Source organism: Enterobacter sp. UCD-UG_FMILLET (assembly GCF_000762975.1).
GTDB classification, from domain to species: domain Bacteria; phylum Pseudomonadota; class Gammaproteobacteria; order Enterobacterales; family Enterobacteriaceae; genus Enterobacter; species Enterobacter dykesii.
In genome coordinates this window covers 26024-40603 of the sequence record NZ_JRJC01000015.1, presented here as the reverse complement: position 1 = coordinate 40603, position 14580 = coordinate 26024, and the positions used below count along the sequence as shown (strand labels likewise).

Below are 14580 nucleotides of genomic sequence, written 5' to 3'. Positions count from 1 at the left end.
CATTTTTATATTTGATAAACGATATTTTATCGGTGGGGGCTTCTCTCAGGAGCGGCCTCCGCTATTCAGGGACCCTTTTCTCATGGGTGAGATATGCTTAACTCCAATGTTTTAAAAACAATCTTACTTGCCGTAATAATATTTTTATCAATATTTATTCCTCCACCTGATGGGTTAACCAAAGAGGCGTGGATACTGGCAGGTATATATCTTTCCGCCATCGTTGGGCTGGTCATTAAACCCTATCCTGAACCCGTCATCATGCTGGTCGCGGTCGCATTGACCTGTTTTACCGTGACCAAATTCCCCGATTCTCCGGTGAAATCCATGGACGTTCTTAGCGGATACGCCTCAGGCACAACCTGGCTGGTGTTTAGCGCCTTTACGCTTAGCGCGGCGTTTGTCACCACCGGTCTGGGGAAACGGATTGCTTACTGGTTTATCCTGAAATTTGGCAGCACGACGCTGAGGCTGGGTTATGTAACCGCCTTGCTGGATTTGGTGCTGGCACCCGCCACGCCCTCAAATACCGCGCGGGCAGGTGGGGTGGTTTTCCCTATTATTAACAGTATCGCGACGGTATTAGGCTCAACGCCACAAGAGTCACCGCGCAAGGCCGGACGTTATTTAATGGTCAATGTCTATATGGTGACTAAAACGACCAGCTATATGTTTTTAACCGGTTTTGCCGGGAACGCGTTAGCGCTACAGCTTATTTCCGACATTTTCCATATTCATATTAGCTGGATCGGCTGGATGCTGGCGGGTGCACCGTTGGGGTTATTGATGCTGTGTATTATCCCCTATATTTGTTACCGCGTTGCCTCGCCGGAAATTAAAAAGATTGATAATGTCGCGATTGCTACCAACGGTCTGCAAAGCCTCGGTGCAATGAGCCTCAAAGAGAAGGGGCTGGTGGTGATTTTTATCGCCGCGTTATTAGGCTGGATCTTCTCGCGTCACCTTGGGCTAAATGAATCCGCCGTCGCCATTATCGCGATGGGGGCAGCGCTGCTGTTTAATATTATCGGCTGGAGCGATGTACAGAAAAACAAAGGCGGCTGGAATACCCTCATGTGGTACGGGGGCATCATCGGTCTGAGCGCTACGCTGAGCAAGGAGGGATTTTTCCGCTGGCTGGCTGATTTCCTGTCAACGCACCTCGATTTTCTCAGCGCGGGGAATATGACCATCGTTATTATCGTGTTTCTCAGCGTGCTGGTTCGCTATTTCTTTGCCTCCGGCGGGGCGTACGTCGCGGCGATGGTGCCGGTCTTTGCCACCGTGGGGCTGGTCACCGGAACGGCACCCGTTCTGCTTGCCCTCGCCATTCTGTTTTCCAACTCTTATGGGGGTTGCATCACGCACTATGGCGGCGCAGCGGGGCCGATTATCTTCGCCGCCGGGTATAACGACATCAGGTCATGGTGGACAATAGGCACGCTCGTGGCGCTGTGCACGTTTTTAATCCACATGTTCCTCGGCATTCCCTGGTGGGGTTTCCTGATGCAGCACGGCATGCTGCAGTCTTAACGGGCCAGGAGACGGTAAAACGCAGGCCGGGTAGGGCGTCGCCGCCACCCGGCAACATCACTGATGAGACGGGCCAGAAAACAGCTCGAGCGTGATTAATGTATCAAGATGGTTGTTAAAGGCGGCTTCGTCCATTTCAGGCATGTTTAAGATATACATTCCGTCAAGGCCGCACACCAGCCCAATCAAGCGCCAGGCAATATTTTCTGCCCGATCGCCAGGACGCAATGCCCCAGCCTCCGTTCCTGCTTTGATAAGCGCCACCGTTTCCTGGTGCCACATCTCCATGGTCATCACATACGCGCCCTTGATGTCGGCATCGCGGCTGGCCAGGATCTGCGCTTCACGCCACAGGCGAATATAGGGCTCAAACCTCCCGTCATCGCTGCCGAGCATGGCATGGAGCTGTTCCCGCCAGCCGGCCTGTTTACCCGCAACATCGGCATCCAGCAGCTCGCGAATCAACCGTACGAAGGCCAGGGATTTTAACTCCCCGCCGGAGGTAAAATGATGGTGAACCTGTCCGGTCGCGACTCCGGCTTCAGCCGCAACGCGGCGTACCGTCATTGCAGCCAGTCCCTCGGTCAGCGCCACGCGCATGGCGGCCTGTAAGATGGCTTCCCGCCGTTCATCCTTGCTCAGATATCGCATCTTTACTCACTCTCAATGGGAATGAAACGAGTGTAACAAAAAGCTGGACACGCGTTCAACTTTACGTAGGATCGCAATCTGGACATGTGTCCAGGTTTAAAATGAAAAGGAAATTTATGTTTCGTCAGTGGTTAGCGTTAGTGATTATCGTGCTGGTGTATATCCCGGTGGCGATTGACGCGACGGTGCTGCACGTGGCGGCGCCAACATTGAGCATGACGCTGGGTGCCAGCGGTAACGAATTATTGTGGATCATCGATATCTACTCGCTGGTAATGGCGGGTATGGTGCTGCCGATGGGCGCCCTGGGTGATCGCATCGGTTTTAAACGACTGCTTATGATTGGCAGCACGCTGTTTGGCCTGTCGTCGCTCGCGGCAGCGTTTGCCCCTTCAGCAGGGTGGCTGATTGCGGCGCGCGCCTCGCTGGCAATCGGCGCGGCGATGATTATTCCGGCTACGCTTGCCGGGATCCGCACGCTGTTTATCGACGCGCGGGATCGGAATATTGCGCTCGGCGTCTGGGCGGCGGTGGGCTCCGGTGGGGCGGCGTTTGGTCCGCTGATTGGCGGTATGCTGCTCGAGCATTTTTACTGGGGATCGGTGTTTTTAATCAACGTGCCGATTGTGCTGGTGGTGGTTTCGCTGGCCGCGCGTTTTGTGCCACCTCAGCAGGGGCGCCCGGAGCAGCCGCTGAATATCAGCCATGCCGTTATGCTGATTGTGGCGATTTTGCTGCTGGTCTACAGCGCCAAAACCGCGTTAAAAGGCGCGCTGTCACCGTGGCTGGTCGCCTCCGCGCTGGTGACCGGCTCGGTGCTGCTGTTTATCTTCGTGCGTATTCAGCTCCGCGCTCGCGTACCGATGATCGACATGCGTCTGTTCTGCCATCGCATCATTTTGAGCGGCGTGGTGATGGCGATGACCGCCATGATTGCCCTGGTCGGGTTTGAGCTGCTGATGGCCCAGGAGCTGCAGTTTGTTCATGGCTTTACGCCGTTTGAAGCGGGGATGTTCATGCTGCCGCTGATGGTGGCGAGCGGGTTTAGCGGCCCGATCGCGGGTGTGCTGGTGGGGCGTTTAGGGCTACGCATCGTCGCGGCTGGCGGAATGGGGCTCAGCGCCGTTAGCTTTATCGGCCTGTCGATGCTTGATTTCAGCACGCAGCAGCTGCTGGCTTCTGCCCTGATGGTTCTGCTCGGCTTTAGCGCCGCCAGCGCGCTGCTGGCCTCGACCTCGGCGATTATGGCCGCTGCGCCGAAAGAGAAAGCCGCCGCTGCGGGGGCGATTGAAACCATGTCCTATGAGCTGGGCGCCGGGCTGGGGATCGCGATCTTTGGTCTGCTGTTGACCCGCAGCTTCTCGGCGTCAATTGACCTGCCCCAGGGGCTGAACGCCTCGCTCGTCGATAAGGCCTCGTCATCCATTGGTGAGGCGATGAAGGTGGCGCAGGATCTGACCCCGACGCTGGCGGAGCCGGTGATTGAGGCCGCGAAAAGCGCGTTTATCACCTCGCACAGCGTGGCGCTGGGCAGCGCGGGCGGCATGCTGCTGTTGCTGGCGGTAGGGATCTGGTTCAGCCTGGCGAAGGTCAAGCCGCAGTAATACAGGGCGCGCGGGTGGGGCAGATGGGCTATGTTTTTTATAGGATTATCTGACTCTTGCTGGAAAATATGCCGCCTTCGCCATGCGAATTGATAATCATGGCGAGGGGGGCATCATGACCCTGATGTCGCTTCTGGTGGAGAAAGGCAAAGGCGGGCGCTGTTTCTTCTTCAGCCTTTTGGCACTGCGCGAATAGGTAAAATATTTGGCCCGCTCATGGCGCTGTGGTTTTTGGCGATTGCTGCGCTGGGCGTGCGAGGGATCGTTCAACACCCGTCGTTATTGCTGGCCCTCAACCCTGCGTACGGCATCTCAGCCGACGCGTTGCCGTGTAGATTCTGGCGAAAGCAGAGCTCCTCTGCTTTCGCTCCGTTTTATCTCTCCAGGGCCGCGGACAGGACGCTATGCAATAGCACATTCGCCCCTTTCTCCGACCACTCTGGCAGGATCCTTTCCGCTTCGTTATGGCTGATGCCTTTCACGCAGGGGATAAAGATCATGCTGGCGGGCGCAATTTTGCTGACATAGCAGGCGTCGTGTCCCGCACCGGAGACCATCGGTTTCGACGAATAGCCCAGTTCCGCCACGGCCTTTTCCGAACGCGCCAGGCATTCGACATCAAACGCAATGGGCGCGTAGTCAAAAATGCGCTCAACGGCAGCAGCGACGCCGCGCAGGCTGAGGCTTTCAGCCACTTTATGCAGCGCCGCTTCCATGGCTTCCAGCGCCTGCTGCAGAGGGTGGCGAAACTCAACGCTGCATTCCACGCGGGACGGCACAACGTTGCGCGAGTTTGGCGTTACCTTCGCCATACCGATCGTCGCGCGTCCGTCCGGGGCATGCCGATAGCCAATCTCTTCCACCTTCAGCGCCAGCTCTGCGAAGGCGGTCAGCGCGTCGCGGCGGCTGTGCATCGGCGTCGTGCCCGCGTGGGCGGCGAATCCGTCCAGCGTCAGGGTAAACCAGCGCTGGCCCATTGCCGCGCGGACTAACCCGATATCGATGGCCTCATCTTCAAGGATCGGGCCCTGTTCGATGTGCAGTTCGTAGCAGGCGTGAACGGGAAAGGCGCGGGCAGGGGTTTCACCCCGGTAGCCAATGCTCTCCAGCGCTTCGCCCACGGTGATGCCATCGTTATCCGCGCGGGCATGGGCGTACGCTTCGCTAAACTGTCCCGTCCAGACCCCTGAAGAGAGCATGGCTGGCGCAAAGCGCGCGCCTTCTTCGTTAGTCCAGTTCACCAGCACAACATCACGTTCAGTCTCAACGTTATGGTCGTTAAGGGTTCGCAGCAGCTCCAGCCCGGCCAGCACGCCGTAAACCCCGTCGTAGTTACCGCCCAGCGGCTGGGTATCCGCATGTGAACCGGTCATGACCGGGGCAAGCTGCGGGTTTTTCCCGGCGCGACGGATAAACATATTGCCCATGCTGTCGACGTCGCAGGCGAAACCCGCGTCCAGCGCCCAGTCGCGCAGCAGGTTACGCGCAATACGATCCTCCTCGCTCAGCGCCAGACGGGTCACGCCACCGGCGGGCGTGCCGCCGATCTGCGCCATCATCTCAAGCGTTGACCACAGCCGTTCGGCGTTGACGCGGATCATGGCTTGTCCTTACTGCTGCGGTAGCGAAAATCACAGCACGCGCCGCCCTGCATGATGGTGGTCGTGCGGGTCAGCTTCACGTCCGGCGCATAGCCAACGATGAATTTTTCATCGCGCGCGCAGGAGAGCAGATGACCAATCTCGCCCAGCCCCATTTCGTGATACATCTCCGCGTAGCGGCAGCGGGTCACGTTGTAGTTGTACTGCTGGTCGTCGGCGTCGATCACCTTCACGTCCAGCGCGTTATCTTTCTCCCACAGATACTGCAGGGCGATGAAACTCTTTACGTCCGTGCCGTTGGGTTCTTTGCTGGCAAACGCTTTGCCTGCGTCAATCGCGGCCTGCTCAATGGCCTCGCCAATGACCGCCTGGGCGCGGGTTTTCCCTATCTCGCGCACCAGGATTTCATAAATTGGCTTGATAATTTCTGCTTCAATTTTGCGGCGGGCGAGAATGCCCAGCTCGTTATTATCACTCATCACATTGCCCTCGCTGCGTTACTTCGCTTTTGCGCCACCCAGCACGGTCTGCGGCTGCCATTTGCCGTCGACAACTTTGTAAACGGTGAAGGACGGCGATTTCAGGTTACCTTCTTTATCAAACGCGATCTGGCCGGTGACGCCGGAGTAGCTAATGGCGCGCAGGGCGGGCAGATAGTCGGACGGCTCAACGGAGTCTGCTTTTTCCATCGCCGCAACCAGCACGCGGGTGGCGTCATAGGCGAACGGGGCGTGCAGTTCGATATGGGTGTGGTAGCGAGACTGATAAGCCTGTTCGAATGACTTTCCTCCCGGCATCTGGTCAACGGGCAGACCCGGCTCCAGCGCCACCACGCCTTCGCCTTCTTTCTGCGCCAGCTGCAGGAACGTCTGGCTGACAAATCCGCCTGCGCCCATCAGCGTGGCGTTCATGCCCAGCTGTTTGATACGACGCGCCAGCGGTGCGGCCTGGCTGTCGACGCCGCCGAAGAAGATCAGATCGGCGTTTTTACTCCGGATGGCGGTCAGCACGGCGCTGAAGTCCACCGTTTTGTCATCAACGTACTGACGATCGACAACCTTCACGCCCTGCGCTTCAAGGGATTTAATGAACTGGTCCGCCAGTCCCTGACCAAAGGCGGTACGGTCGTCGATCACCGCAATGCGTTTGGCTTTCAGCGTATTGACCGCGTACTGGCCGGCTAGCTGACCGCCGTCGTCGTCGTGGCCCATCACGCGGAAGCTGGTATCAAAACCCTGTTTGGTATAGGCGTGACCGGTCGCGACCGGTGCCACCTGTGCGATGCCCGCATCGTGATAGACGCGTGCCGCAGGAATGCTGGTACCGGTGTTCCAGTGACCGACAACGCCCGCCACGCCGCTATCCACCAGACGCTGCGCCACGGCCACGGCGGTGCGCGGGTCGGACTGATCGTCTTCGGACTGCAGTTTGAAGGTCACCGCTTTGCCGCCGATGGTCGGGTGCTGCTTGTTAATGTCGGCAATGGCCAGCTGCGCGCCATTCTCCAGATCCTTACCGATACGGGCAGACGGGCCGGTGAGCGGGCCTGCCAGACCGATAACCACGGTTTCACTGTCGGCTGCCCACGCGGCCGTCGAGGCAAAACTGCCGAGGAGGATAGCGGCGCTGAGCGCACTGATTTTTACTGTTTTCATTGTATTTCCCTGATGTTGGCTGGTGTTGTTAAACGGGCATCTCGCCCAAATAAATCTGTGCAATCTGGTCGTCATTGAGCAGCGCTTTCGATTCGCCGTGATGAACAATGCTGCCGCTGTCCATCACCCACGCGCTGTCGGTGACTTCCAGCGCGAGACGTGCGTTTTGTTCGATGAGCAGCAGGGCAACGCCGCGCTCGCGCAGGCCGGCAATGACGGCAAAAATGTTCTCGACCATCTTCGGGGCAAGGCCCATCGAGGGTTCGTCGAGGATCAGCAGGCGCGGGCGGCTGAGCAGGGCGCGGTTAAGGGCCAGCAGCTGTTGCTCACCGCCGGACAGCAGGCCGGCGAGCTGATGCTGGCGTTCGCCCAGGCGCGGGAAGCGCTCGAAGATCTCGTTCATCTCGCGCTTAACGGTGACAGTGTCACGCCTGAGCCAGGCGCCCATCTGCAGGTTTTCCAGCACCGTCATTCGGGAGAAGATCCCCCGGCCTTCCGGGACCATCACCAGACCGTCACGGAGCAGGGTTTCGGGCCTGTGCTTACGCACCGCTTTACCGTTGAATTCAATACGGCCGCTAAAGCTTTCCAGCCCGGTAATGGCGCGCACGGTGGAGCTTTTCCCCGCGCCGTTAGCACCGATCAGCGTAGCCTGTTCGCCCTCGTGCAGGGTAAAAGAGACATCGCGTACGGCCTGAATGCCGCCGTAATGCACGTCCACACGTTCAACCTTCAGTAATTCAGACATGGGCGTTGCCTCCAAGCCAGGCGGCGATCACTGCCGGGTCGCGACGCACGCTCTCCGGCGTGCCGCTGGCGAGCGTTTTGCCGTAATCAAGCACCGTCAGGCGATCGCAGATGCCCATCACCAGCTTGACGTCATGTTCAATCATCAGCAGGGTTTTGCCGTCATCGCGCAGTCGGATAAGCAGCTCGCCGAGCGCCACTTTTTCCGCTGCGTTCATCCCGGCGGCGGGTTCGTCCAGCGCCAGCAGCAGCGGATCCGTTGCCAGCGCGCGGGCAATCTCCAGACGGCGCTGATGGCCATACGCCAGATCGCAGGCGCGGTAGTGGGCGAACTTCGCAATGCCGGTGTACTCCAGCCAGTGCCAGGCCAGCTCCCGGGTCTGTTTCTCTTCTTTACGAGCGCGTTTGTGACGGCTCAGCGCGGCCCACAGGCCGTTGCGGGTGCGCACGTGGCGTCCCACCATCACGTTTTCCAGCACCGACATGTCGTTAAAGAGACGCACGTTCTGGAAGGTGCGCGCGATCCCGGCGGCGGTGACTTTCTCAATGTGCTTTGGAAAATAGGGCTTATCGGCAATGGAAAATTCACCGCTGTCCGCCGGATAAAGCCCGGTGATCAGGTTAAAACAGGTGGTTTTTCCCGCCCCGTTAGGACCAATCAGGCCGTAGATCTCGCCCTTGTTCACGGCGAGCGAAACGTCATCCACGGCGGTAAGCCCGCCGAAGCGTTTTGACATGTTGCGTACGGTTAACAGACTCATGTATTCACCTCCTTGTGGCGTACCGGCCAGATCCCGGCAGGACGCACCAGCATGACCAGCACCAGCGCCAGGCCGTAGAACAGCTGACGCAGCACTTCCGGGTCAATCAGTACCGTACCGAACAGCGCCTGCTGAACCGGGGCTGCCTGACTGCGCAGCAGTTCTGGCAGGGCGGTAAGCAGTATCGCGCCGAGGATCACGCCCGGAATGTGTCCCATCCCGCCCAGCACCACCATCGCCAGCACGGCAATGGATTCCTGTAACGTGAAGGATTCCGGGGAGACAAAGCCCTGAAACGCGCCGAACAGGGCACCCGCCACGCCGCCAAAAGAGGCACCCATCGCAAAGGCCAGCAGCTTATAGTTACGCACGTTGATGCCCATCGCGCGGGCCACATCCTCATCTTCACGGATGGCGTGCCAGGCGCGGCCAATACGGGAATGCTGCAGGCGCAGGCAGACAAAAATAATCGCCACAATCACCAGTATCAGCAGGTAGTACCACAGCCACAGGGCGGGCACTTTGAAACCAAACCAGTGGTATACGCCGCTGAACTTCAGGTCGAACAGATTCAGCGTATCCACCCCCGTAATGCCCTTTGCACCGTTGGTGATGTTCACCGGACGGTCGAGGTTGCGCATCAGGATGCGGATGATTTCGCCAAAGCCGAGGGTCACTATCGCCAGGTAGTCCCCGCGCAGCTTCAGCGTGGGAGCGCCCAGTAAAATGCCGCAGACCGCAGCGACGAGCGCCGCCAGCGGAATAATCAGCAGATATGCGGTGTGCAGCCCGTCCGGGAACCAGACGTTGAGGATCGGGAAAACCTCCAGCAGGTGTGGCGAGGCCATCAGCGCGGCGAGATAGGCGCCGACCGCGTAAAAGGCGATAAACCCCATATCCAGCAGGCCGGTATAGCCCACCACAATGTTAAGCCCCAGCGCCAGCATGATGTAGAGCAGGGCGAAGTCGATAACGCGTACCCAGTAGTTGCCGCCAAGCTGCGTGGCTACCACGGGGGCAACCAACAGCGCGAGGCAGAACAGAACCATGCCTGACCAGAATTTGCCCGTCGCCGCCGGGGTTTGTAGTTGAAGCGTTGTCATTGTTTCCCTCACGCCCTGTGCGCTACGCGCTCGCCCAGCAGGCCTGCCGGACGGAAGACAAGCACCAGGATCAGCACCATAAAGGCAAAGACGTCCTGATAGTTGCTGCCGAAGACGCCGTGGGTCAGTTCACCCAGGTAGCCTGCGCCCAGCGCTTCGATGATGCCGAGCAGGATCCCGCCAATCATTGCGCCACGAATGTTACCAATGCCTCCCAGCACGGCGGCGGTAAAGGCTTTGATCCCGGGCAAAAAGCCCATCGAGAAGCTGGCGTTGCCGTAGTTGCTGGCCATCATGACGCCTGCCAGCGCGGCAAATACGCCGCCAATGGCGAACGTCAGGGTAATAATGGCATTGGGATTAACCCCCATCAGCGTGGCCACGCGCGGGTTTTCCGCCACGGCGCGCATGCCGCGGCCCAGGCGGGTGTATTCCACCAGCAGCCATAGCCCCGTCATCACCGCAAGCGCCAGCGCCACGGTAACAATGCCGGTGACGGTCACAATGGCGGGGGGATGTTGTTCACTTCCTGACGTCACGGCGATCGGTTCCATGGGCAGGATCTGCGGGAACATCAGCGGATTGCGCGTCCAGATAATCATCGCCACGGTTTGCAGCAGGACCGAGACGCCGATACCCGAAATAAGCGGTGCCAGGCGCGGGGCGTTGCGCAGTCGACGATAGGCAAAGCGCTCCACGGCCATTGCCAGCAGGGCGCAAACGGCCATGGCAATCACCAGGGCAACGCCAAGCTGCAACAGCAGCGGCATGTGAGGAAAGGTAGTGTTCAGGGCGTTAATGGCGGAAAGGGTGGTGAGCGCACCGACCATCAGAATATCGCCGTGAGCAAAGTTAATAATGCGCAAGATGCCATACACCATGGTATAGCCCAGCGCGATCAGCGCATAAATGCTTCCCAGCATCACACCGTTGATCAGTTGTTGTATGAGTGTATCCAACGTCTGTTCCCGAAAAGTCTTCTTTCTGCGGCTACCATCCAATAAATGAATTTAATTGTAAAATACACATATATTATTTCTTATGATAATCCGATATTGTTTTATCTTAATGATTTATATAAAGATAATGTAATCGCATTTTCAGGTGAAAAGCCTAAAGAAATCAACATATGAATAAAACAGAACAATCGGCGGGATTGCCTGCGTATGCAGACAGCCGTCTGGCAAACGATCCGCCGCTTCGGGCCGTCCGTGCCTTTGAGGCCATCGCCCGGCTGGGCAGCGTCACGCTTGCCGCGCAGGAGCTGGATATCTCACCGTCGGCGGTCAGCCATCAGCTCAAGGTGCTCGAAGGGTATCTGCAAATGCCGCTGACGGAGCGTCAGGGGCGCAGGCTGGTGCTGAGCCAGCACGGACGGGAATATTACCGCTCGATCCGTGCGGCGTTTAACGTGCTGCGCCAGGCAACGGAGCATCTGGCAGAGCAGGCGCAAACGCGTCAGGTCACCATCAGCCTGATCCCGCTTTTTGGCATGGGGTGGTTTATCCCGCGTCTGCCTGATTTTATGCGTGCCAATCCGCAGACCGAGATCAACGTAGTGTATGCCAACCACCGTAACTATCTGAGCGATGCGTCGGATATGTCGATTCGTTTTGGTAACGGCCAGTGGGCGGGCTATCAGAGCGAAAAGCTGATTTCCGGACAGATGGTGCCGGTGTGCAGCCGCGCGTTTTTGCGCATTCATGGCCATATCGACACGCCTGAGCAACTGCTGCAAATGCCGCTGCTGCATGATGAGGAGCGCACCACGTGGCCGCAGTGGTTTCTGCTGCAGGGGGTAAAACGAGCTCTGCGGCGCAGCGGCCCTCTGTTTGAAGACGGGCTGTTGTCGCTGGCGGGCGTACAGGCCGGGCTGGGCTGCGCGCTGATGCGCGAGCCGCTGATCGCGCCTTATCTTGAGAGCGGCGAGCTGGTGAAGATATTTGACTTACCCATTGATGACGGGCGCGACTATCACCTCTGCGTGCGTTCGGATTCAGAGATGACCGAGGACGGTAAGCTGCTGCAAAACTGGCTGCGTCGGGCGGCGAGCGGGGAGCCGTCATCCGGGTAAAAGCGACGGATAATAAAAAGCCAGCTTATTCAGCTGGCTTTTGTACAGACAAGATTTAGAACTGGTAGGTCAGACCCAGCGCAACGATGTTGTCGGTACCGATGCCTGCCTGGCGAGTGAACTGGTTGTCGTCGAGCAGGTTGATTTTGTAATCCACGTAGGTGGACATGTTTTTGTTAAAATAGTAGGTCGTGCCAACATCGATGTATTTAACCAGATCCTGGTCGCCGAAGTTTTCGATGTCTTTACCTTTGGACTGCAGGTAAGCAATGGATGGACGCAGGCCAAAGTCGAACTGATACTGAGCCACAACTTCGAAGTTTTGCGCCTTGTTTGCAAAGCCGTAAATGTCGGTACGCTTGTTGTTAGAGGTACCGAAGCGGGTTGCGTTATAGGTCTGAGAGTACTGCGCAGCAAGGTAAATGTTGTTCGCGTCGTATTTCACGCCACCGCTGTACACTTCCGCGCGGTCGCCTTCACCGTATACGCCAGCCGCATTCTGGTCAGCGGTACGACGTGAAGAGGACATTGCGCCACCCACGCTGAAGCCTTCACCCAGATCGTAAGTCAGGGACGCGCCGTAACCGTCGCCGTTCTGGTTCAGCAGGCTGCGGCCGCTGGTGTTTTCACCGCTTACGCTGCCGTTTTTGCCCTGATACTGCAGAGCAAAGTTCAGGCCGTCAACCAGACCAAAGAAGTCCTGGTTACGGTAGGTCGCAACGCCGTTTGCACGAGACTGCAGGAAGTTGTCGGCACCGTAGGTGTCGCCGCCGAATTCTGGCAGAACGTCGGTCCAGGAGGTCACGTCGTAAATCACGCCGTAGTTACGACCGTAATCAAAGGAGCCTGCTTCAGCAAACTTCAGACCTGCAAACGCCACACGGGTCCAGGACTGGTTGTCGCCTTCGTCTTTGTTACCCTGAATCTGGTATTCCCACTGGCCGTAGCCGGACAGCTGGTCGTTAACCTGGGTTTCGCCCTTGAAGCCGATACGCATGTAGGTTTTATCGCCATCTGCGCCAGCGTCATCAGAGAAATAGTGCAGACCTGTTACTTTACCGTACAGATCCAGTTTGTTACCGTCTTTGTTGTAAATTTCGGCAGCGTTAACAACGCCTGCTGCCAGCATGGAAGTGACTGCCACTGCAACTAATTTAAGTTTCATCTTAAATGTTCCTTATAATTTTTTTGAGTATTTCCTGAACCACTGTGAACGATTTCTAAACGAGGCTGCTCGTCAATGGCATGCTATTTTTAAAAATCTCGTAGTCTTATTTCAATAATAAGTTTCAAAATATTAGAGATAATTTCAATTAGTGTGATCTCGATCGTGCAAAAAGGCGATTATTCAAACAATGCGATCGAATTTCATACGATTAATTATTATGTATTCTGCGGGACTATTGCTATCGCTATAATTTCTGCGTGTTTTAATCTATTGCGTTAGATTTCGGTATTGTCGATGCTTTGAGAGGGGTGTTATTACTGTTTTGACTTAATAACAGTAGGTTAGGGGTAAATTACGACGTATATTGCGAATATTACCATGAACACGTCACAAATGAATTATTGCACTCATTGCTATCCATGGCGTTAATATTCGCGGTTGATTAATTTCACAGCGTTGTCAGTTTGTGTCAATTATCTTATCGGCCGTTTACAGAAGACGCCAAATATAAACCGAATTTAAACGGAAATACGATAATTATGATAAATATTCTGAGGAGCGATCACACTTTAAATTTATGTTAATTATGTTGCCGGGCTGAAATTCGCCCGGCCGTTGGAGAAGCATTATTTTCTTGTTGCGTACCAGCAGAGCAACGACCCGGCGCAGACCATCAGCGCGCCTTGCCAGAACGAGAATGAGAGGGGCGAACTCAGCACTGCGGCGGCAAGCGCGGCGGAGAGGACAGGGGTAAAATAGGATACGGCAGCGAGTACCGTGACGTTACCGTGAAGGATGCCAATATTCCATGCGGCGTAACCAAACCCAAGCGCGATACCGCACATGACGAGCTTCACGACCACCGGAAGCGTGAACACCATCTCGGGCGGATCGCTCAGGAAATATTTCACCCACAGGCTCAGCGCGGTCAGCAAAACAAACAGCGTAATGCCGTTTTGTCCTTTCGCAAATTTGCTGGTGACCGTGCAGTAGGCGGCCCAGATAAATGCCCCGGCAAACGCCAGCGCGTAGCTCAGCGGGCTGGAAACGATATTGCGGGTTATTTCATCAAGATGTAAACCCTGTTCACCGCCCAATACCCAGCAGACGCCCAGCAGCGAAATGACCAGGCCGGGGATCACCCACAGGGTCGATTTCTGCCCGTTGAACAAGATGGCAAACACAATGGTCAGGCTTGGCCAAAGGTAATTGACCATGCCCACTTCAATCGCCTGCGATCGCGTTGCGGCATAGCCCAGCGACAGCGCCAGGCATATTTCGTAGCTGACAAATAAAACGCTGCCGGCAATAAGATAGCGAGGTGAAAACCGCCTGATATCAGGAAATCCTACCGTCACCAGACACAGTAATCCGCTCAGCGTGTAGATCATCGCCGCGCCGCCTACCGGGCCCAGTCCCTCACTAACGCTGCGAATAAGGCCGACCATGGTGCTCCATAGCAGTATTGCTGCCAGCCCAATAAGCGTTGCTCTCTTTCTGTCCATTACTTCGCCATTGCCATAAAAATCAGAGCAAAAATGTATCGCATTCATCCTGACGCTGTCGCCAATTATTCTCTTAAACCGTTAATCAAAAAGGAGTATTTAAAGGTTCCGGGGGTGACTATTAAGGGGGGGAAAGCAGATGACCTTGATTTGACGCAAAAAAAACAGGGGCTTTGCT

General features: G+C 56.6%; 13 protein-coding genes and 1 pseudogene. 4 read left to right on the top strand and 10 right to left on the bottom strand.

The window, feature by feature from the left end:
• Nucleotides 1-93: 93 nt before the first annotated feature.
• Nucleotides 94-1533, top strand: coding sequence for an anion permease (locus LA04_RS07275; RefSeq protein ID WP_047651014.1), 1440 nt, complete (start codon nucleotides 94-96; stop codon nucleotides 1531-1533).
• Between the two features lie 57 nt (nucleotides 1534-1590).
• Here LA04_RS07275 and LA04_RS07270 read toward each other — a convergent pair whose 3' ends face one another.
• Nucleotides 1591-2184: a TetR family transcriptional regulator gene (locus tag LA04_RS07270; protein WP_047651012.1), complete on the bottom strand. Its 594-nt coding sequence runs from the start codon at nucleotides 2182-2184 to the stop codon at nucleotides 1591-1593.
• Between the two features lie 116 nt (nucleotides 2185-2300).
• Between LA04_RS07270 and LA04_RS07265 the strand changes: the two genes are divergently transcribed.
• Together LA04_RS07265 and LA04_RS24090 are read left to right on the top strand one after the other, a co-directional pair.
• Nucleotides 2301-3788 carry an MFS transporter gene (locus tag LA04_RS07265; RefSeq protein WP_047651011.1) on the top strand — a complete coding sequence of 496 codons (1488 nt, stop codon included), beginning with the start codon at nucleotides 2301-2303 and terminating at the stop codon, nucleotides 3786-3788.
• A 64-nt stretch (nucleotides 3789-3852) separates the two neighbouring features.
• A pseudogene (locus LA04_RS24090) lies at nucleotides 3853-4100 on the top strand (KUP/HAK/KT family potassium transporter); the annotation flags it as partial.
• Between the two features lie 62 nt (nucleotides 4101-4162).
• Here the strand turns inward: LA04_RS24090 and LA04_RS07260 are convergent.
• Genes LA04_RS07260 through LA04_RS07230 form a run of 7 tightly spaced genes read right to left on the bottom strand, consistent with a single transcriptional unit; the run spans nucleotide 4163 to nucleotide 10614 of the window.
• On the bottom strand, nucleotides 4163-5389 hold the full coding sequence (locus tag LA04_RS07260) for a Zn-dependent hydrolase (RefSeq protein WP_047651010.1): 1227 nt from the start codon (nucleotides 5387-5389) through the stop codon (nucleotides 4163-4165).
• The gene (locus LA04_RS07255; protein WP_047651009.1) at nucleotides 5386-5868 is read right to left on the bottom strand and encodes an L-2-amino-thiazoline-4-carboxylic acid hydrolase; all 483 of its coding nucleotides are present in this window, start codon (nucleotides 5866-5868) and stop codon (nucleotides 5386-5388) included. The genes LA04_RS07260 and LA04_RS07255 overlap by 4 nt, the downstream gene beginning before the upstream one ends.
• Before the next feature lie 18 nt (nucleotides 5869-5886).
• A complete protein-coding gene (locus LA04_RS07250; protein ID WP_047651008.1) occupies nucleotides 5887-7044 on the bottom strand; it encodes a branched-chain amino acid ABC transporter substrate-binding protein in 1158 nt (385 codons plus the stop codon).
• Between the two features lie 28 nt (nucleotides 7045-7072).
• Nucleotides 7073-7792, bottom strand: a complete 720-nt coding sequence (locus LA04_RS07245; protein ID WP_047651006.1) for an ABC transporter ATP-binding protein — start codon at nucleotides 7790-7792, stop codon at nucleotides 7073-7075.
• Nucleotides 7785-8552: an ABC transporter ATP-binding protein gene (locus LA04_RS07240; RefSeq protein WP_047651005.1), complete on the bottom strand. Its 768-nt coding sequence runs from the start codon at nucleotides 8550-8552 to the stop codon at nucleotides 7785-7787. The genes LA04_RS07245 and LA04_RS07240 overlap by 8 nt, the downstream gene beginning before the upstream one ends.
• Nucleotides 8549-9655, bottom strand: a complete 1107-nt coding sequence (locus tag LA04_RS07235) for a branched-chain amino acid ABC transporter permease (protein ID WP_047651003.1) — start codon at nucleotides 9653-9655, stop codon at nucleotides 8549-8551. Before LA04_RS07235 ends, LA04_RS07240 begins: the two co-directional genes overlap by 4 nt.
• 8 nt (nucleotides 9656-9663) lie before the next feature.
• Nucleotides 9664-10614, bottom strand: a complete 951-nt coding sequence (locus LA04_RS07230; RefSeq protein ID WP_047651002.1) for a branched-chain amino acid ABC transporter permease — start codon at nucleotides 10612-10614, stop codon at nucleotides 9664-9666.
• A 170-nt stretch (nucleotides 10615-10784) separates the two neighbouring features.
• Here LA04_RS07230 and LA04_RS07225 point away from each other — a divergent pair, with 170 nt between their 5' ends.
• Nucleotides 10785-11729, top strand: coding sequence for a LysR substrate-binding domain-containing protein (locus LA04_RS07225; protein WP_047651001.1), 945 nt, complete (start codon nucleotides 10785-10787; stop codon nucleotides 11727-11729).
• 55 nt (nucleotides 11730-11784) lie between these two features.
• Here the strand turns inward: LA04_RS07225 and LA04_RS07220 are convergent, their stop codons facing one another.
• Nucleotides 11785-12894 carry a porin OmpC gene (locus LA04_RS07220; protein WP_047651000.1) on the bottom strand — a complete coding sequence of 370 codons (1110 nt, stop codon included), beginning with the start codon at nucleotides 12892-12894 and terminating at the stop codon, nucleotides 11785-11787.
• A 629-nt stretch (nucleotides 12895-13523) separates the two neighbouring features.
• The gene (gene yddG / locus LA04_RS07215) at nucleotides 13524-14402 is read right to left on the bottom strand and encodes an aromatic amino acid DMT transporter YddG (RefSeq protein ID WP_047650999.1); all 879 of its coding nucleotides are present in this window, start codon (nucleotides 14400-14402) and stop codon (nucleotides 13524-13526) included.
• Nucleotides 14403-14580: the final 178 nt, after the last annotated feature.